This window comes from Bradyrhizobium sp. T-1 (genome assembly GCF_053592855.1).
Map to the genome: position 1 here is coordinate 943,441 of NZ_CM132115.1, position 17,434 is coordinate 960,874.

Genomic DNA, 17,434 nt, shown 5'->3' on the forward strand with positions numbered 1-17,434 from the left:
CGCAGCTTGCCGCAAATGATGATGGGACGTATCCTCGCGCAATGACCGTCAGCGCTCCCGACCTGAAAGCCTTCCTGCTCGCGACGCCGTTCTTCGGCGGCCTATCCGACTCCAGTCTCGACCTCCTGATCTCGATGCTGGTCGAGTGCCGCTTCGATGTTGGCGCGACGATCGTGGCGGAAGGCGAGCCGGGCCGCTCGATGTTCATCGTCAAATCCGGCCGGCTGGCCGTGAGCAAACGGGCGCATGCGGGGACGCTCGTCCCGATTTCCGTTCTGGAGGCGGGCGATTTCTTCGGCGAGATGACGCTGATCGAAATGCAAAACCGCTCGGCTACGGTGGTCGCGGAGAGCGAGACCGTGCTGTATGAGCTGACCGCCCAAAAGCTCTACGCCTGTTACAAGGCCGATATCCGCGCCTATGTGATCGTGCTGCAGAACATCAATCGCGAACTGTGCCGGCGGCTGCGGCGTGCCGACGATCGCGTCACGGCGCATCGGCCGGGCGACGAGGAAACCCCCGAGAGATGAATACGCGCCTCGTTCCCGAGCTCGTTATCTTCGATTCTGACGGCGTTCTGGTTGATAGTGAGATCATCGCGCTGACCGTCCTTGCCCGGAAAGCCGCCGAGGAAGGCGTGGCGATCGGCGTGGACGATGCCGTGCGTTCCTTCAGAGGGGTCAAGATGGCGGATTGCGTCCGCGACATCGAACGCCGGCTGGGCCGTAGCGTCCGGGACAGTTTTGTCGCGGACGTTCGACAGGCAACGGCGCTGGCGTTTGACGCCGAGCTGCAGCCCATCGAAGGAATTCATGCCGCGCTCGCCGAAATCACCATTCCCGTTTGCGTGGCGTCGAACGGACCGATGTCGAAGCTCACGCATGCGCTCGGATTGACGAAACTTCTTGAGCATTTCCAGGGCCGCATCTTCAGCGCGTACGAGGTTGGTTCGTGGAAGCCGGATCCCGGCCTGTTTCTGCATGCCGCGCAAACGATGGGTGCGCACCCCTCAAATTGCGTCGTTGTCGAGGATTCGTTGTCGGGAGTCCGCGCCGCAAAGGCTGCAGGAATGAAAGTCCTGGGTTTTGCCGGAGGCGATGCGCACGCCGAACTGGAGCTGACGCCGATTTGCGACGCCGTCTTCCATCGGATGGGCGACCTGCCGACGCTGCTGTAACTCTCCATGCGGCAGGTGCGGGATGGGTAGCGCACTTCTGAATCCCATCGCGCGCGTCATCGAACGCGGCTGCCGCCGCAATCTCACCTATAGGGGCGCGGACCGCGCTCTGGGGGAACTGGCCGCTGCACGTAAGGGTTCAGCAAGCACATGGCGGAAAGGCCTGCTGCCGTCGCCTTGCACTCTTCCCACGAGCTATAGTGGCACGAAATATAGCTGGCGCCGCCCCACTCCCACTTCTGAAGGCAGACCGGATAGTTGCCGTTGAACCGTTGAGCTGCGGCCGGAGCGGACGCCGACATTGTGATCCAAAGGATGAGGAGAAAGGGAAGCGCGCGCATGATGTGACTCCCAGGATTTGCGGATCCTGCTTCAGGGGACTGCGGACACAGAGAGTCCGGTCCTCCAGCACAGCAACAATACCAAGCCGCCCGCGCGGAGCAAAGGTCGCTGCGGTCCTTCCGGCAACTGCCTCTCAGACACTTCCGCATCAGCAAGAGCAGACCGCAGTCTTGTATCGAACGGCAGTTAAACAACATTACGGTCGGGGAATCGGCGTTGTAGTCCTTCGGACGCAGGAGCTCGCATCGCGCGATGCTCGGAAGTGACCCGTTGCAGACGTCAACTGCCCTGCCGACCGCCTTTCCGCGCAAAGAGTATCAGCAGGGGATAGATCAGTGCGAGAGTGAAGATCGCGTCAAACAGGTAAACCGCGAATCCTCGACCAGCCGGTGCACTGACCCAGAACGTAAACTCTCTCGCGTCAGAGAACCGTATTGGCAGATTGAGCGCGGTCGAGATGAAGCGACCGACCCAGCCCTCTGCGCAGGTAAAGCTTTGTTCCCCGTCAGTCCAACTGCATCCGATGGATTTCAGCATAGGATAAGCCGCAAGCTCCAAGGGGATTACAACGACGGCCGCTCCCACGATGCATAGGCAAAGCAGGCTCACAACTCGGAGAATACGGAGCATTCTCGACGTCGCCATCCACCGAGAGTACCAGGGTCGAGAGCAACTTGCGACTTTCGTTGGTTTGCTCTGCAGGCGACATCTAGGTGCTGGTAAACGGACTGTTGCGCTGAATGAGCCAGCGCTCGTCTCCCATAGCCGAGATCGAAGACCTGGTCATTTTGACCTGAGCAGTTAACTCGGCCAGCAAGGTCTTTCTGCCACTACGTTGGCGGTACTTTGACTAACGCAGGTTCCCCGATGAAGGTCTCCCTGATACGGCTTGCAATGGTCATCGCGGCTGCATGGTTTGATGCGAACGCCTTTGCGGTCACTCCCTATTCTTTTTCTGATCATCCGTCGCAGGATGGCCGCTGCATCGACGACCATGGCGTCGGCGACATTGATCGGTCGGAGCGGGCCTGTCTGGAACAGGTCGGCGAATTCGCCAAGCGCGTTGGCCCTGGTTTGCAACTGAAGTTCAGGAACGGGAAGACGAGGATTTATCTCAACGAGGAAGCGAAGTGTCGGTCCGGCGACGCTGACGGCTGCCTCAAGTATCAACTGACGGGGTTTTCCCGAGCACGACCTTGTCTTGATCGAGGTTGATTATTGGGAAGGTGCGAGTTGGCTCCTCGTGAGGATCGCTACGGGTGACGTTGTGGAAATCGTTGCGCCTCCGCACTACTCGCCGGACAGGCGCTGGCTCGCATCTGTCGCCTCGTCTGTAGGTCCCGCTGGCCTTCCCAACGGAATGGACGTCGTTCCGGCGACGCCCGATCCCTCTCTCAAGGAGTGGCATTATCGGGTCCCGGACGATGGCCAATGGCTCTATGAATTCGCCGGCTTCGAGGGAAACGCTCGCATCAAGCTTCTTGCGTCGTCGATGACAGGGCCCCAACGAGGCGTTTCAGGCTTTATTGAACGCCGGAAGGGCGAATGGCAGCTGAGAGGGCCACGGTAAGAACCGCGCAGTTTCCGCACATTGGCCTCGGGACGACAAAGGTTCACTTCCGTTAAAGCGAGCCTGACCTCGTCACACTGCCACGCGCGTTCAGGTCCTGGCGAGGGATACCCTGACGTTCAGGGAAGGCCGGTACGCTATAGCAACGCCATCGAGTGCAGCGAGTTTCTGTGAAAGCCGAAGGCAACGATGCCGGACAGAAGCAGTGCAGTCCCAGTCACGATCAGGCCAAACGCAATCACTATCGGAGCCTCTTGTTGGTCTTGAATGAGAAGGACGATAATAGATAAAATTTTACCGACAATCGAAAGGAAGAATTAACCTTACCTGCGGGGCAGAGGAGCCCCCTCGGGCAAAACACCCCGGCTGCCGCGAAACGCGTCAATCCCTTCTCACAAAAATATTCCACTTTACCGAAATTCGGAATTACGGCATTCTTCTCGCATCCCGGCCCGATGGAGAGGGGCGATCGTACGTCGTCACGAGCGTGGGTTGGGGAAGCGGTGGACGCGGCAGCGCCGGCGCGGATGTGAGGGCAGGGCGGGCAGAGGATTGAGCCGAACCCCGTGAGCCCGGCACAAGCCGTGTCGTACGAACGGCGCCTATGCGTACGGCAAAACCGTGTGGTCCTGGCCGTCGTCGCTACGGTCAAGCACTTGCGGAGGCGGCACTGGCGTCAACCGGCGCGGTGTCGGTGAATTCCGTGAGGCGACGGAGGCAAAAGGAATTCGTCTCCGGGGAGAGCACGGCATAAGCCGTCCAACCATCGCGCAGGGAAGGCCGAGTGTTCGGCGTCACCTGTATGCTGCTGTGCGGTTTCCTTGCGCTACACTTTCGCGCAGCGGACCGCGGGTGCCCGTCGGTACCCGGTCTTCCCTGCGCCCTCTTCGGAAGAGGAGGGCAACGGAAACGAGCAAAACTCGGGCGTTCAGTGCCGCGAGACTGCCTGTTCATGCTCATTTGAAGAAGATGAAATGGTGCTGCCAGACAGGATTGAACTGTCGACCTCTCCATTACCAATGGAGTGCTCTACCACTGAGCTACGGCAGCAATGCTGGGATAAGAATCGGCCGCCACAGGGGCCTACCAAGCGGGCCGATATCTGCCACAGGCCTCCCCGCTGTGCAAGCTTGCAGGGACGGCCAAAATGAGAAAATCGGGCCGATATCGGGGATAATACGGCTGTTTTGGTCCGAAACGGCCGACTTTCCGTCGATTTTGGTTCCTGTTCCCCGGCCAAGTGGCCAGTTGGCCGGTGTGGCAGATTCGGCCCATTTTGAGTTTCGCACGATCGGGATCGCGCTGGCCTCTTGAGCTGCCGCATTCTCTGGGCATGTTAACGCCAGGGGATGCATGGATCCGAGATGGCTGACGAGAACGACAGGACCACGAAACAGGCGAGGGGATCGCGGGACGACCGCCTGAAATCGGCGCTGCGGGAGAATCTGAAGCGGCGCAAGGCGCAGGCGCGCGAACGCGCCGCAAGCGCCGACCCCTCGCAGAACGATGATGCTTCCCTAGACGAGGGGGCCGCCGGCAAAGCCGGGTAATTCGCAATTGGAGTGCGTGGACGTGGCCATGGGGCAGAACGAGCAGGACAGAGCCGACCGAGACGCGATGATGTCGCGTTTCACCCGCCCCGAGCAGACGTTCCCGGCGCTCACATCTGCCGAGATCGAGCGGATCAGGAATTTCGGCGAGCTCCGGACGTACAAGGACGGCGAGCTGCTGTTCGAGACCGGCAAGCCGGGGCCAGGCATGTTCGTCGTGCTGAAAGGCCACGTCGCGATCACCCAGCGCGACGGTCTCGGTCATGTCACCCCGCTGATCGAGCAGGGGCCGGGGCAGTTCCTGGCCGAGCTCAGCCAGCTATCCGGCCGCCCGGCGCTGGTCGACGGCCGCGCCGAAGGCGATGTCGAGACGCTGCTGTTGCCGCCCGAGCGCCTGCGCGCGCTGCTGGTGGCTGAGGCAGAGCTCGGTGAACGCATCATGCGCGCGCTGATCCTGCGCCGGGTCAATCTGCTCCAGGCCGGCGTCGGCGGCATCGTGCTGATCGGTCCCTCGCATTCCGTCGGCGTGGTACGCTTGCAGGGGTTTCTGACCCGCAACGGCCAGCCGCATCACCTCCTCGATCCCGACCGTGATCGCGACGCCGCTGAGGTGATCGCGCGCTATTCGCTAAAGCCGGAGGACTGGCCGCTGGTCGTCACGTCGAACGGTGCGGTGCTGCGCAACCCCGGCGAGACCGAGCTTGCGCGCGCCATCGGCATGATCGGCGGCCCGCGCAATGACCGCATCTACGACGTCGCGATCGTCGGCTGCGGGCCGGCGGGGCTCGCTACCGCGGTGTATGCGGCGTCCGAAGGGCTGTCGGTCGCCGTGCTCGACACCCGCGCCTTTGGCGGCCAGGCCGGCGCCAGCGCACGCATCGAGAACTATCTGGGCTTTCCGACCGGCATTTCCGGACAGGCGCTGACGGCGCGCGCCTTCAACCAGGCACAAAAGTTCGGCGCCGACATCATGATTCCCGTCACGGTGAAGTCGCTCGACTGCACGCGCAAGGACGGCGCGTTTGCGGTTGCGCTCGACGGCAGCGATCCCTTGCGTTCGCGTGCCGTGGTGGTCGCGAGCGGCGCGCGCTATCGCCGGCCTGACATCGAGAACCTCGACAAGTTCGAGGGCCGCGGCGTCTGGTACTGGGCCTCGCCGGTCGAGGCGAAGCTCTGTGCCGGCGAGGAGGTGGCACTGGTCGGCGCCGGCAATTCGGCGGGGCAGGCGGCCGTGTTCCTGTCGGGGCACGCCAAACGCGTGCTCATGATCATCCGCGGCGGCGGCTTGGGGGCCAGCATGTCGCGCTATCTCATCGAGCGCATCGAAGCGACGCCGAACATCGAGCTGCTGTTCAACACCGAGATCTCGGCGCTCGAGGGCGATGAGGCCTCGCTGCTGCGGCGCATCCGCCTAAAGAGCCGCTTGTCGAATGACGAAGAGTCCGTCGACATCAAGAATCTCTTTTTGTTCGTCGGCGCCGATCCCGCAACCACCTGGCTCGACGGCTGCGGTGTGACGCTCGATCGCGGTGGCTTCGTCGTGACGGGCGCGCAGTCCGAGCTGAACCAGGGCAAGCTGGTGGCGCCGCTCGAGACCTCAGTGCCCGGCGTCTACGCCGTCGGCGACGTCCGCTCCGGCTCGGTCAAGCGCGTCGGCGGCGCCATCGGCGAAGGCGCGCAGGTCGTGGCCTCCCTGCACGGCTATCTCGGCGACGCCGCAAAACCGGCGCTTTAGTCAAGGATAAGACAAGGGAACGGCAAGTCGAATGTGACTTGCAGTTTTGCCGGCAACTACAGACTATCTCCCCATCCTGAGGAGCCGCGATAGCGGCGTCTCGAAGGATCGAGGCCCGACTGCCAAAGCCGGGCCTTTTATGGTTCGAGGCGGCGCTTGCGCGCCTCCTCACCATGAGGAGCTACAAACAAACCGCCTAACGGGAGGACTAAATGGCCGAACTCGTCGTGCTCTACAAAACGCCCAAAGACGCTGCTGCCTTCGACAAGCATTATGCCGAGACCCACATCCCGCTCGCCAAGAAGCTTCCCGGCCTGAAGAAATATGCCGTCAGCACCGGCGCAGTCGGCTCGCCCGCCGGACCGTCAGGCGTGCACCTCGTCGCCATTCTCACCTTCGACAGCGTGGGTGACATCCAGAAGGCGTTCGGCAGCGAAGCCGGCAAGGCAGCCGCAGGCGACGTACCGAAATTCGCCAGCGGCGGCGCTGATCTGCTGATCTTCGACACCAAGGAAGTCTGATCGAGATGATCGATTAAACTTTCGTCGAAGCTGCTGTTGTTTGTGACAGCGCTGCAAAAAACTTCAGCCATGCGTTTTTCGATTCGCACGATGATGCATGGCTGCACGCACATGTGTGATCGTGCCGCATGTGGCAATCCGATGAGGACCGTAATATCAATCTCCCGATCTCAATTTCAGAGAGTAGGAGAGATGCCATGGTTCTCGGGATGAGCCTGCAAGCCTTCACACTGGTCCATGTCATCATCAGCCTGATCGGCATCGTCGCGGGCGTGATCGTGATGTTCGGCCTGCTCGGCTCGAAGCCGATGCCGGGTCTCACTGCGATCTTCCTGCTGTTCACGATCCTCACCAGCGCCACCGGCTTCCTGTTTCCGTTCAAGGAGCTGCTGCCCTCCTATATCATCGCCGCGATCTCGCTGGTGCTGCTCGCGATCGCCTGCATCGCGCTGTACGGCATGAAGCTCAAAGGCGTCTGGCGTCCTGTCTATGTCGTGACCGCGATGATCTCGCTCTACTTCAACGTCTTCGTGCTGATCATCCAGTCGTTCCTGAAAGTGCCCGCGCTGGCCGCGCTCGCGCCGGCCGTGCCACCCGCGCCGCCGTCCGGCCCTGTCTTCGCCGTGGTGCAGGGCATCGTGCTGGTGTTCTTCGTGCTCGTGACCATCGGCGCCTGGCGCCGCTACAAGCCGATGACGTTCGCCTGATCGTCGGCCGGTCGTCATTCCAAGGCATCGCGCAGCGATGAACTATGGTGCGCAATTACGCACCTGAGAATCTCGCGCCACAATCTCTGGATTCCGGGTTCGCGCTGTGCGCGCCCCGGAATGACTCGAGGCAACAAGGAGTCCCCAATGCCTACCATCACCACCAAAGACGGCGTCGAGATCTTCTACAAGGATTGGGGCTCGGGCCAGCCGGTCGTGTTCAGTCATGGCTGGCCGCTGTCGTCAGACGACTGGGACGCGCAGATGATGTTCTTCGTCACCCGCGGCTATCGCGTCATCGCCCATGACCGCCGCGGCCATGGCCGCTCGGCGCAGGTCGCCGATGGCCACGACATGGATCACTATGCCGACGATCTCGCGGCGCTGACTGCGCATCTCGATCTCAAGAGCGCCCTCCATGTCGGCCATTCCACCGGCGGCGGCGAGGTCGTGCACTACATCGCGCGCCATGGCGAGAGCCGGGTCGCAAAGGCCGCTATCCTCTCCGCGGTGCCGCCGCTGATGGTGAAGACCGAGGCCAATCCCGGTGGCCTGCCGAAGAGTGTGTTCGACGGCTTCCAGGCCGCGCTCGCGGCCGGCCGCTCGGCCTTCTATCGCGACATCGCCGCCGGGCCGTTCTATGGCTACAACCGTCCCGGCGCCAAACCGTCGGAAGCGGTGATCCAGAACTGGTGGCGCCAGGGCATGATGGGCGGCGCGAAGGCGCATTACGACGGCATCGTCGCGTTCTCGCAGACGGACTTCACCGAGGACCTCAAGAAGATCAACGTGCCGGTGCTGGTGATGCACGGCGACGACGATCAGGTCGTACCCTACGCCGATTCCGCGCCGCTGTCGGCCAAGCTACTCAAGAACGGTACGTTGAAAACCTACAAGGGCTTTCCGCACGGCATGCCGACCACGGAAGCCGAAACCATCAACGCGGACCTGCTCGCGTTCTTCAAGGGCTGAGCCGAACGCTCATTCGAGGATCGCCCGGATCGTATCAAAGGTTCGCTTGACGAAAGCCTCCGGCTTGTCGCGCGTGCCTTCGCTGAGCCAGCTCTCGCCGCCGACGCGCATCGCGCCGGTGGCGATCATGGCGACGAGCCGGGCCTTCAGCTGGTCCGATTTGCGGGGCGAGCGTTGCGCAAGCCCGTCCGCCAGCGCGCGCTCGAGCTTTTCGTATTTGAGCTGGTCGCGAGCCTGAAGCGCCGGGTTGTCCCGCTTGAGCTGCGACATCGCCGCCGCCTCGGCCGGATCGATCCGCTTGATCGCCGTGGCGATCGCGTTCTCCGCCGCCGTCAGCATGGATTCATCCGCCGGCCGCGCCAGGATCTCGGTGACCAGCGCGGCCGCGGCATCCTCCTGCCAGGCGGCGACCACGTCCTCCTTGGACGCGAAGTAGTGGAAGAAGCTCCGCCGTGACATGTCGGCCGCATCGGCGATGTCCTCGATGGTGGTGGCCTCGAAGCCGCGCGCCAGGAATAGCGCCATCGCGGCACGCTTCAGCCGCCCGCGGGTTTCCTGCTGCTTGCGCTGGCGCAGGCCAGGGCCATCAGGGGATTTTTCTCCTGCCGGCAATGGCTTGGCGCCTATCCTGACCGATGCCCTGACGGGCTTCGAAGCCTTCAATGATTCCACCTCTTGCAAACTTGCACTCAGTGCACATTTAGACCCGTCGCGGACCTCGTTCCAGCCCCGAACGGAGATGTGGCATGACCGACTGGACCACGGCAGACATCCCATCGCTCAGCGGCAAGACCGCCGTGGTGACCGGCGCCACCGGCGGCCTTGGTTACGAGACGGCACTGGCGTTGGCGGGCGCCGGAGCCATCGTCATACTCACCGGGCGCAACGACGCAAAGGGCCTGCGGGCGATCGAGGGCATTTGCGCGAAGTTTCCCAATGCTCTGATCGCCTATGAGCATCTCGACCTCGCCAGCCTGTCCTCGGTCGCCGATTTCGCCAGGCGCTTTGCCGCAAGCAACGACCAGCTCGACCTCCTGATCAACAATGCCGGCGTGATGGCGCTGCCGAAGCGACAGCAGACCGAGGATGGTTTCGAGATGCAGCTCGGCACCAATTATCTCGGCCATTACGCGCTGACGGCGCGCCTGTTGCCGCAGCTTCGCCGCGCCAAGGCGCCTCGGATCGTCAATCTATCGAGCCTCGCGCACCGCTCCGGCGCGATCAATTTCGACGACCTGCAGGGCAAGCGGTCCTATCGTCCCTGGCGCGCTTACTGCCAGTCCAAGCTCGCGATGCTGATGTTCTCGCTCGAATTGCAGCGGCGCAGCGACGCGGCCGGTTGGGGTTTGAGGAGCGTTGCCGCCCATCCCGGCTACGCGCGCACCGATCTCATTTCGAACGGTCCGGGCGCCAACACCTTGCAATGGCGAGTGGGCCGGTTGCTCCAGCCGTTGATGAGCCAGTCCGCCGGGGAAGGCGCGCTGCCGACCCTGTTCGCGGCGACCTCGCCGACCGCGGAGCCCGGCGGCTATTATGGTCCGAACGGGTTTTACGAGTTGAAGGGGGCACCTCGGCCTGCGCGGATCATGCCGCAGGCAAAGGATTTCACTTCCTCCGCCATGCTGTGGGATGTCTCGGCGACACTAACAGGTGTATCCTTCGACGAGATCGCGGCCGCCGCATGAGCCACGACTTCGGTGGGGACGTTCCGATGCGTGTCATCATTTTCGGCGCGACTGGCATGGTCGGGCAGGGCGTTTTGCGCGAGTGCCTGGTCGATGCCGGTGTCGAGCGCGTGCTGGTGGTCGGACGCAGCCCGACCGGCGTGCAAAACGCGAAGCTGACCGAGATCATCCACAACGATTTCACAGACTATTCGGCGATCGAGGGGCAGCTCACCGGATTCGATGCCTGCTTCTTCTGTCTCGGCGTCTCCTCCATCGGTATGAGCGAAGAGCGTTACCGCCATCTCACTTACGACATCACGCTCGCTGCTGCGACGACGCTGGCGCGGCTCAATCCGCAGATGACTTTCACCTATGTTACCGGCGCGGGCACTGACTCCACCGAGCAGGGCTCGCGGATGTGGGCGCGGGTCAAGGGCAAGACCGAGAACGATCTGCTCAAGCTGCCGTTCAAGGCCGCCTATATGTTTCGGCCCGGCGCGATCCAGCCTTTGCATGGCACCCGCTCAAAGACGGCCTGGGTGCAGGCGGTCTACGATGTGACCTGGCCGCTGTGGTCAGTGCTGCGCCGGATCTCGCCCGCGCTCGTCACCTCGACCGAGCAGATGGGCCGCGCCATGATTCACGTCGCGCGGGTCGGTTATCCCAAGAAGGTACTGGAGATGAGGGATATCAATAGCCTCTAGTCCTTGGTCTGCCGGGCCGCTAGTTTGCGAGGAAATTTTGGCCGCCCCGCGCGTTGAGCCGGATCGGCCCCCGAGGAGAAGTGTCGGTGATGTCTCCGCAGCTCAAACTGATCGCGCTCGATGCCGACGATCTCGCCGTGATCTCGACTCATGTGCAGGATGCGCGCGTCCAGCCTTCCGACATCATCTGGCGGCAGGGCGAGAAGCGCCTGGTGGTTGGCATGAGCCGGCTGGACTGGGAGCAGACGCTGGATGGTGAGGCCGAGCCGCGTCGGCTGGTCGCGGCGCTCCGCTTCGACCGCGTGCTCGCCTGCAAATCGCGCAACATCGACTTGGGGGCGCCGGACAAGATTCTGGACCTCGTCGGCATTGAGTTTCACCCCCAGGACGGCCGTGACGAGGAGCCCGGCGGCAGCGCGCTATTGCTGTTTGCCCAGGGCGGCGCCATCCGCCTCGATGTTGAATGCCTGGAATGCCAGCTGACCGATCTCGGGACGGACGAGCTGGGAACGGGGCCTGGGATCGAGGGGGAGGGGTGAGGCGGGCCTGTATACCAGCTTCACCGTCTCAGACCCTCGCTCGAACGGTAGCTTCCAAGGGTTGACGCAGCTTCCCCGCCGCGCCATTGAGCAGGGGGCTGTAAGCCAGACCGCGCCACCCAAATTAGCAGAAGCCAAACCAAAAATGCCCGTTCGCCTCGACCGCAGCAGCGCCGATTTTGACCAGCGATTCGCGGCCTTCCTCGCCGCCAAGCGCGAGGTCTCGGCCGATGTCGAGGCGGCCGCGCGCGCCATCGTCGACGACGTGGCCAAGCGCGGCGATGCCGCCCTGCTCGAGGCTACGGCGAAGTTCGACCGGCTGACGCTGGATGCATCCGGCCTTCGCGTCTCGGCCGCCGAGATCGAAGCCGCAAAAAAGGCCTGCGATGCCGCGACACTGGATGCGTTGAAACTCGCGGGCGATCGCATCGAGACCTATCATCGCCGTCAGCTGCCGAAGGATGAGCGCTTTACTGACCCGCTCGGCGTCGAGCTCGGCTGGCGCCATACCGCGATCGAATCCGCCGGCCTCTACGTCCCCGGTGGCACCGCGGCCTATCCATCCTCGGTGCTGATGAATGCGGTGCCGGCCAAGGTCGCGGGCGTGTCGCGCCTCGTGATGGTGGTGCCTTCGCCCGACGGCAAGCTCAATCCGCTGGTGCTGGCGGCCGCCTCGCTCGGTGGTGTCACCGAGATCTACCGCGTCGGCGGCGCGCAGGCTGTCGCTGCGCTCGCCTATGGCACCGCGACGATCTCGCCGGTCGCAAAGATCGTCGGCCCCGGCAATGCCTATGTCGCCGCCGCAAAACGGCTGGTGTTCGGCAAGGTCGGCATCGACATGATCGCCGGTCCCTCCGAGGTGCTGGTGATCGCCGACGACACCGGCAATGCCGACTGGATCGCCGCAGATCTGCTCGCGCAGGCCGAGCACGATGCCAGCGCGCAGTCGATCCTGATCACGGACTCCGCGCGGCTTGCCGCCGATGTCGAGAAGTCCGTCGAGGCGCAACTGAAGACCCTGCCGCGTGCCGACATCGCGGGCCGCTCCTGGGCCGATTTCGGTGCCGTCATCATGGTGAAGAACCTCACTGATGCCATTCCGCTAGCCGATGCGATCGCCGCCGAGCATCTCGAGATCATGACCAGCGATCCCGATGCGCTCGCCGCAAAAATCCGCAACGCCGGCGCTGTCTTCCTCGGCGCTCATACGCCCGAAGCAATCGGCGATTATGTCGGCGGCTCCAACCATGTGCTGCCGACCGCACGCTCGGCGCGATTCTCCTCGGGCCTCGGGGTCGCCGACTTCATGAAGCGGACCTCGATCCTGAAATGCGGCCCGGACCAGTTGCGTGCGCTGGGCCCGGCCGCGATGACGCTCGGACAAGCGGAGGGGCTGGATGCCCATTCGCGCTCGATTGGATTGCGCCTCAATCTGTCATGACCCAGCCGCCCGAACAGGACGACTCGACCAATCGCATCGTCGCGGTCACCCTCGACGAGGACTCGATCGGCCGTTCCGGACCCGACATCGAGCATGAGCGCGCGATCGCGATCTACGATCTGATCGAGCAGAATCTGTTCGCGCCCGATGGCGCCGACGGGAAGGGGCCGTTCACGCTGCATATCGGCATCAGCGGCAACCGGCTGATGTTCGACATCCGCCGCGAGGACGGCACGCCCGTGGTCGCGCATCTGTTGTCGCTGACGCCGTTCCGCAGAATCGTGAAGGACTATTTCATGATCTGCGACAGCTACTACCAGGCGATCCGCACCGCGACCCCGGACAAGATCGAAGCCATCGACATGGGGCGCCGCGGCATCCATGACGAGGGATCGCGCACGCTGCAGGAGCGGCTGAAGGGCAAGGTGCGGGTCGATTTCGAGACGTCGCGCCGCCTGTTCACGCTCATTACCGTCCTTCATTGGAAGGGCTGATCCCGGATGGCTGCGCCCCCACGCGCACGCGATCCGCAATCGGTGCTGTTCGCCTGCGCGATGAACAGCGTGCGCTCGCCGATGGCCGAGAGCCTGCTGCAGCACATGTTTCCGCAAGGCCTCTACGTGAAATCGGCCGGCGCCAGGAAAGGCGAGGTCGATCCGTTCGCAGTCGCCGTGATGGCCGAGCTCGGCCAGGACATCTCCGCCCACAAGCCTCAGACCTTCGAGGAACTCGAGGATTGGGAGGGGCTGAATTTCGACCTCATCATCACGCTCTCGCCGGAGGCGCACCACAAGGCGCTGGAGCTGACCCGCACGCTTGCGGCCGACGTCGAATACTGGCCGACGCAGGATCCCACCACCATCGAAGGCAGCCGAGACCAGAAGCTCGCAGCCTATCGCGAAGTCTGCGACCAGCTCCTGATGCGGATCCGCCGGCGTTTCGCCAAGGTCGGGGCTGCGAGCGGGTAGCATCGGGTGGGCGTAACACCCGCGTCACAGACTGAGGGCACACGCATGTCGGACACCTCGAATCAGCAAAGTCCGGGTTCCCGGGTTGTGAAATCAGCCCCCTTCCGATAGGTTCCGCGCGCAATTCACCCCCTGCCTCGTCTCCCAAAAATCACCTGATGCTCGGCCGCCCCAAATTCGTTCTTGCCTCCGGTTCGCCGCGGCGCCTGTCGCTGCTCAACCAGGCCGGCATCGACCCGGACGCGCTCCGGCCGGCTGACGTCGACGAGACGCCGAGACGGGGTGAGCTGCCGCGGGCCTGTGCCAATCGCCTCGCAAGGGCCAAGGCAGACGCTGCGTTGAAATCGGTGCAGCTCGACGACGAGCTGCGCGGCGCCTTCATCCTGTCGGCCGATACCGTGGTGGCGGTCGGCCGCCGTATCCTGCCCAAGGCCAATCTCGTGGACGAGGCCGCGCAGTGCCTGCGGCTGCTGTCGGGCCGCAACCACCGCGTCTACACTGCGATCTGCCTGGTGACGCCGCGCGAGGCATTCCGGCAGCGCCTGGTCGAGACGCGTGTCCGTTTCAAGCGCCTCTCGGAGGACGACATCCAGGCCTATATCGGCTCCGGCGAATGGCGCGGCAAAGCCGGCGGCTACGCCGTGCAGGGCATCGCCGGGTCGTTCGTGGTGAAGATGGTGGGGTCCTACACCAACGTGGTCGGCCTGCCGCTCTACGAGACCACGACGCTGCTCGGCGGCGAGGGCTTCCCGATCCGCTTCGGCTGGCTCAACGCCACGGCCGTATAAGCGCGGCCCGACAAAAATCTCGAAAACAACCCCATGCACAGTAGAATCGGCCGGTGCGACGCATGCGCGTCTGTCGCAGGAACCCGTTTGCCGAGAGGCGCTTGAGCCTCGTCACCTGGTGTAGACTGCCGCCATCATGGACGACCAAGTCAAAAAGCCCGCCGCGCCCCTGAAAACCTGCCCGATCTGCGGCAAGCCGCAGGCGCAGGCCACCCGTCCGTTCTGCTCGTCGCGCTGCCGCGATGTCGATCTGAACCGCTGGCTGAAAGGCTCCTACGTCATTCCCGGTCGGGATGACGACGTGGATGACGTCGAATAATCAAGTAATATCAAATGCTTGTTTGCGCGGCCGGGGCCCCCGCGTCCGCCGCGGCACCCCTGCTCCACCTTGTGCACAGCCGGGCCGCGCCCGGCGAAGCCGATGGCGAAGCGTGGGTAGACAGGCCGCTGTGAGCCCACTATAAACCGCCCGCTCGATGGGCTTTGGCCCCTCTCGTGGAGCACGCCCAGGTAGCTCAGTTGGTAGAGCATGCGACTGAAAATCGCAGTGTCGGTGGTTCGATTCCGCCCCTGGGCACCATTTCCACGCTTTTCCGCCCTGGAGCGCGATGTTGTTCGATCGCGTTCGCTAAATGGATCGGCGGGAAGGGCGCTCGCGGATTTCTCTCCGTAGTAGGCCGGCAACCACGCTTCCAGCAATACCGCGACCAATAAGCGCCCATTACGACGGCAAAGCGCGTGGCCTTCGCTTCTTTGGCCGGCCGGAGCGATATAGACCCCGCACTTCCTGCTGTTGAAAAAGCTCCCCACAGACGTCACGCAGCCACTGGTTTGCCGGGTCGTGATGGAAGCGGGCGTGCCAATATTGCTTCACCGTAAAGCCGGCGATCGCCAGCGGGCAGTCGAGCACGCGCAGTCCGTAATAATGAGCCAACGTTTCGCCAATGTGCCTTGGCAGGGTAGCGATCAGGTCCGTCGTCCCGACGATTGCGGGTAGCCCCAAGAAGCCCGGTAGCTCAAGCGCGACATCAAGGACTATCTGCTGCTCCTTCAGCGCGTCGGCGAGCAACTGATGTCCGGTGCCGGAACGAATGAGGACGTGCGCCTCCCGCCGGAAATCCCTTGCGGTGATGCGGTCGCGGATCCGGGCATGTTTTGCATTCGCCAAGCAGACCCAATCCTGCGGAAACAGTGCCTGCTGGAAGTGCCCGGTGTCGAGATCCGAGATGTAGCCGAGCGCCAGATCGGCCTCGGCAGACTGCAGCATTCGTGGTGTATCGCCGCCGATCTGCGCGGCCTCAATGCGGATGCCTGGTGCAACGCTGCGAACGTGGGCGAGTATGGCGGGAAGGAGCGTGATGTGGCTCGCGTCCGTCATGCAGATAACGAAGCGGCGCTTTGCGGTCGCCGGATCAAACTCAGAACGAAGCTCGGCCAGACGACGCAGCACTTCCAGCGCCTGCCTCGCTGTGCCGATGAGCGCCTCGGCGCGCGGCGTCGGCAGCATTCCCTCGGCCGACCGAATGAAGAGCGGATCGTCCAATTCCTTTCGCAGGCGCGCCAGCCAAATTGAAATGGTCGGCTGGCTTTGACCGAGCTTCTCGGCGGCTTTGGTGACGCTGCTCGTGGAGAACAACGCGTCAAACAGCCGGAGCAGGCGCGGCTCCAAAAGGTTCGTCTCGGACGGGTCCCGTTGCTTCATTGCGATCTGCAATAATAGTTATAAGTATCATAGCATATCCAAATACTAGGCAGCCTGCTAGCACGCTTCCAACGCCAAAATCGGCGAGGGAGAAGCGTTCGGATGAGGATCTGCTTTGTCGGAGCGGGAGCCTTGGGCTCGACCATCGGCGGCACGCTGGCGCGCGGCGGTGCCGAGGTCTGGTTGATCGATCCGTTTCAGGCTCATGTCGACGCGATCAACGCCGGTGGTCTGCGGATGCTCGAAGGTGGCGCTGAGACCGTCGTGAAGGTCTCTGCCTGCACCTCCGCGGACCAGGTCGGCAACACGGCGGACCTGGTCATCATCCTCGTCAAATCCTACCACACGCGGGACGCGATCCGGGCGGCGGCGCCGGTCATTGGACCGCAGACGGTCGTGATGTCGCTGCAAAACGGCCTTGGCCACGAAGACATCCTTTCGGAGGAAGTCGGTGGTGACAGGGTCATGGCAGGCAAGACCTATGTTGGCGGCGTGCTGCTCGGACCCGGTCATGTTCGCTCCGGGGTCGTCGGCAAGGAAACCATCATCGGCGAACTCGATGGACGCTTGACCGAACGCGCACGGCGAATTTCCGAGACGTTCAATCGTGCCGGCATTCTCACGCTGCTCAGCGACAACATCCTGGGCACGATGTGGGACAAGCTCTTCATCAACGTTGCCGGCGGCGGAATCACCGCCGTTACCGGCCTGACTTATGGCGGCCTCTATTCGCTGCCGATCCTGGAAGATTGCGCGCTGGCGGCAATCTCGGAAGGCATCGCGGTGGCGCAAGCGGCCGGCGTGAAGATCTCGATTGCCGATCCGCGCCGGGCCTGGACGATGGCGTCAGCTGGACTGCCGCCCGAATTCAAGACGTCGATGTTGCAGAGCTTGCAGTCCGGCAATCTGACCGAGGTCGATTACATTCACGGCTCGGTCGTGCGTTGGGGCGCCAAGCTCAACGTGCCGACCCCTGTCAACGCGACCCTCGTCGCGCTGGTCAAAGGGCTTGAGTACGCCCGCAGCGATTATCCGGGAAAGGCCTGAGACG

At 63.3% G+C, this 17,434-nt stretch carries 21 protein-coding genes and 2 tRNA genes; 18 read left to right on the forward strand and 5 right to left on the reverse strand.

The window, feature by feature from the left end; translation table 11 throughout:
• Nucleotides 1–41: 41 nt before the first annotated feature.
• Together ACWAT4_RS04520 and ACWAT4_RS04525 are read left to right on the forward strand one after the other, a co-directional pair.
• Nucleotides 42–530 carry a Crp/Fnr family transcriptional regulator gene (locus ACWAT4_RS04520; protein WP_212426414.1) on the forward strand — a complete coding sequence of 163 codons (489 nt, stop codon included), beginning with the start codon at nt 42–44 and terminating at the stop codon, nt 528–530.
• Nucleotides 527–1,177 (forward strand): HAD family hydrolase, encoded by a 651-nt coding sequence (locus ACWAT4_RS04525; protein ID WP_212426413.1) that lies wholly within the window; start codon nt 527–529, stop codon nt 1,175–1,177. The genes ACWAT4_RS04520 and ACWAT4_RS04525 overlap by 4 nt, the downstream gene beginning before the upstream one ends.
• A gap of 83 nt (nt 1,178–1,260) precedes the next feature.
• Here ACWAT4_RS04525 and ACWAT4_RS04530 read toward each other — a convergent pair whose 3' ends face one another.
• On the reverse strand, nt 1,261–1,716 hold the full coding sequence (locus ACWAT4_RS04530; protein WP_449729912.1) for a DUF3551 domain-containing protein: 456 nt from the start codon (nt 1,714–1,716) through the stop codon (nt 1,261–1,263).
• An 82-nt stretch (nt 1,717–1,798) separates the two neighbouring features.
• Nucleotides 1,799–2,056 carry a hypothetical protein gene (locus ACWAT4_RS04535; RefSeq protein WP_449729913.1) on the reverse strand — a complete coding sequence of 86 codons (258 nt, stop codon included), beginning with the start codon at nt 2,054–2,056 and terminating at the stop codon, nt 1,799–1,801.
• 330 nt (nt 2,057–2,386) lie between these two features.
• Here ACWAT4_RS04535 and ACWAT4_RS04540 point away from each other — a divergent pair, with 330 nt between their 5' ends.
• Nucleotides 2,387–2,734, forward strand: a complete 348-nt coding sequence (locus ACWAT4_RS04540) for a hypothetical protein (RefSeq protein WP_449729914.1) — start codon at nt 2,387–2,389, stop codon at nt 2,732–2,734.
• 1,330 nt (nt 2,735–4,064) lie between these two features.
• Here the strand turns inward: ACWAT4_RS04540 and ACWAT4_RS04545 are convergent.
• Nucleotides 4,065–4,139, reverse strand: a tRNA-Thr gene (locus ACWAT4_RS04545).
• A 314-nt stretch (nt 4,140–4,453) separates the two neighbouring features.
• Here ACWAT4_RS04545 and ACWAT4_RS04550 point away from each other — a divergent pair.
• The 5 genes from ACWAT4_RS04550 to ACWAT4_RS04570 all read left to right on the forward strand — a co-directional run bounded on the left by ACWAT4_RS04550 (nt 4,454) and on the right by ACWAT4_RS04570 (nt 8,574).
• On the forward strand, nt 4,454–4,639 hold the full coding sequence (locus ACWAT4_RS04550) for a hypothetical protein (protein WP_212298560.1): 186 nt from the start codon (nt 4,454–4,456) through the stop codon (nt 4,637–4,639).
• A 28-nt stretch (nt 4,640–4,667) separates the two neighbouring features.
• Nucleotides 4,668–6,374 carry an FAD-dependent oxidoreductase gene (locus ACWAT4_RS04555; RefSeq protein WP_449731163.1) on the forward strand — a complete coding sequence of 569 codons (1,707 nt, stop codon included), beginning with the start codon at nt 4,668–4,670 and terminating at the stop codon, nt 6,372–6,374.
• A gap of 212 nt (nt 6,375–6,586) precedes the next feature.
• A complete protein-coding gene (locus ACWAT4_RS04560) occupies nt 6,587–6,895 on the forward strand; it encodes an EthD family reductase (protein ID WP_063200138.1) in 309 nt (102 codons plus the stop codon).
• 197 nt (nt 6,896–7,092) lie between these two features.
• Nucleotides 7,093–7,602: a hypothetical protein gene (locus tag ACWAT4_RS04565; protein WP_449729915.1), complete on the forward strand. Its 510-nt coding sequence runs from the start codon at nt 7,093–7,095 to the stop codon at nt 7,600–7,602.
• A 147-nt stretch (nt 7,603–7,749) separates the two neighbouring features.
• Nucleotides 7,750–8,574 (forward strand): alpha/beta fold hydrolase, encoded by an 825-nt coding sequence (locus ACWAT4_RS04570; protein ID WP_449729916.1) that lies wholly within the window; start codon nt 7,750–7,752, stop codon nt 8,572–8,574.
• A gap of 9 nt (nt 8,575–8,583) precedes the next feature.
• Here the strand turns inward: ACWAT4_RS04570 and ACWAT4_RS04575 are convergent, their stop codons facing one another.
• The gene (locus ACWAT4_RS04575; protein WP_449729917.1) at nt 8,584–9,237 is read right to left on the reverse strand and encodes a TetR/AcrR family transcriptional regulator; all 654 of its coding nucleotides are present in this window, start codon (nt 9,235–9,237) and stop codon (nt 8,584–8,586) included.
• Between the two features lie 83 nt (nt 9,238–9,320).
• Between ACWAT4_RS04575 and ACWAT4_RS04580 the strand changes: the two genes are divergently transcribed.
• The 9 genes from ACWAT4_RS04580 to ACWAT4_RS04620 all read left to right on the forward strand — a co-directional run bounded on the left by ACWAT4_RS04580 (nt 9,321) and on the right by ACWAT4_RS04620 (nt 15,261).
• Complete coding sequence (locus ACWAT4_RS04580) at nt 9,321–10,259, forward strand: SDR family oxidoreductase (protein WP_449729918.1); 939 nt, start codon at nt 9,321–9,323, stop codon at nt 10,257–10,259.
• Nucleotides 10,260–10,285: 26 nt separating this feature from the next.
• A complete protein-coding gene (locus tag ACWAT4_RS04585) occupies nt 10,286–10,945 on the forward strand; it encodes an NAD-dependent epimerase/dehydratase family protein (RefSeq protein WP_212426408.1) in 660 nt (219 codons plus the stop codon).
• Between the two features lie 89 nt (nt 10,946–11,034).
• Nucleotides 11,035–11,484: a DUF2948 family protein gene (locus ACWAT4_RS04590; protein ID WP_212298554.1), complete on the forward strand. Its 450-nt coding sequence runs from the start codon at nt 11,035–11,037 to the stop codon at nt 11,482–11,484.
• Nucleotides 11,485–11,629: 145 nt separating this feature from the next.
• On the forward strand, nt 11,630–12,925 hold the full coding sequence (hisD, locus tag ACWAT4_RS04595; protein ID WP_212426407.1) for a histidinol dehydrogenase: 1,296 nt from the start codon (nt 11,630–11,632) through the stop codon (nt 12,923–12,925).
• Nucleotides 12,922–13,419, forward strand: a complete 498-nt coding sequence (locus ACWAT4_RS04600) for a UPF0262 family protein (protein WP_212298552.1) — start codon at nt 12,922–12,924, stop codon at nt 13,417–13,419. Before hisD ends, ACWAT4_RS04600 begins: the two co-directional genes overlap by 4 nt.
• Before the next feature lie 6 nt (nt 13,420–13,425).
• Complete coding sequence (locus ACWAT4_RS04605) at nt 13,426–13,893, forward strand: arsenate-mycothiol transferase ArsC (protein WP_212298551.1); 468 nt, start codon at nt 13,426–13,428, stop codon at nt 13,891–13,893.
• A 158-nt stretch (nt 13,894–14,051) separates the two neighbouring features.
• Nucleotides 14,052–14,681 carry a Maf-like protein gene (locus ACWAT4_RS04610; protein WP_188098821.1) on the forward strand — a complete coding sequence of 210 codons (630 nt, stop codon included), beginning with the start codon at nt 14,052–14,054 and terminating at the stop codon, nt 14,679–14,681.
• A 136-nt stretch (nt 14,682–14,817) separates the two neighbouring features.
• Nucleotides 14,818–15,000: a DNA gyrase inhibitor YacG gene (gene yacG, locus ACWAT4_RS04615; protein WP_212298550.1), complete on the forward strand. Its 183-nt coding sequence runs from the start codon at nt 14,818–14,820 to the stop codon at nt 14,998–15,000.
• Between the two features lie 185 nt (nt 15,001–15,185).
• Nucleotides 15,186–15,261 (forward strand) — tRNA-Phe (locus ACWAT4_RS04620).
• A gap of 141 nt (nt 15,262–15,402) precedes the next feature.
• On the opposite strand, the gene ACWAT4_RS04625 is transcribed toward ACWAT4_RS04620, so the two are convergent.
• Nucleotides 15,403–16,383 carry a LysR family transcriptional regulator gene (locus ACWAT4_RS04625; RefSeq protein ID WP_212298549.1) on the reverse strand — a complete coding sequence of 327 codons (981 nt, stop codon included), beginning with the start codon at nt 16,381–16,383 and terminating at the stop codon, nt 15,403–15,405.
• A gap of 102 nt (nt 16,384–16,485) precedes the next feature.
• Here ACWAT4_RS04625 and ACWAT4_RS04630 point away from each other — a divergent pair, with 102 nt between their 5' ends.
• Complete coding sequence (locus ACWAT4_RS04630) at nt 16,486–17,430, forward strand: ketopantoate reductase family protein (protein ID WP_449729919.1); 945 nt, start codon at nt 16,486–16,488, stop codon at nt 17,428–17,430.
• Nucleotides 17,431–17,434 lie beyond the last annotated feature (4 nt).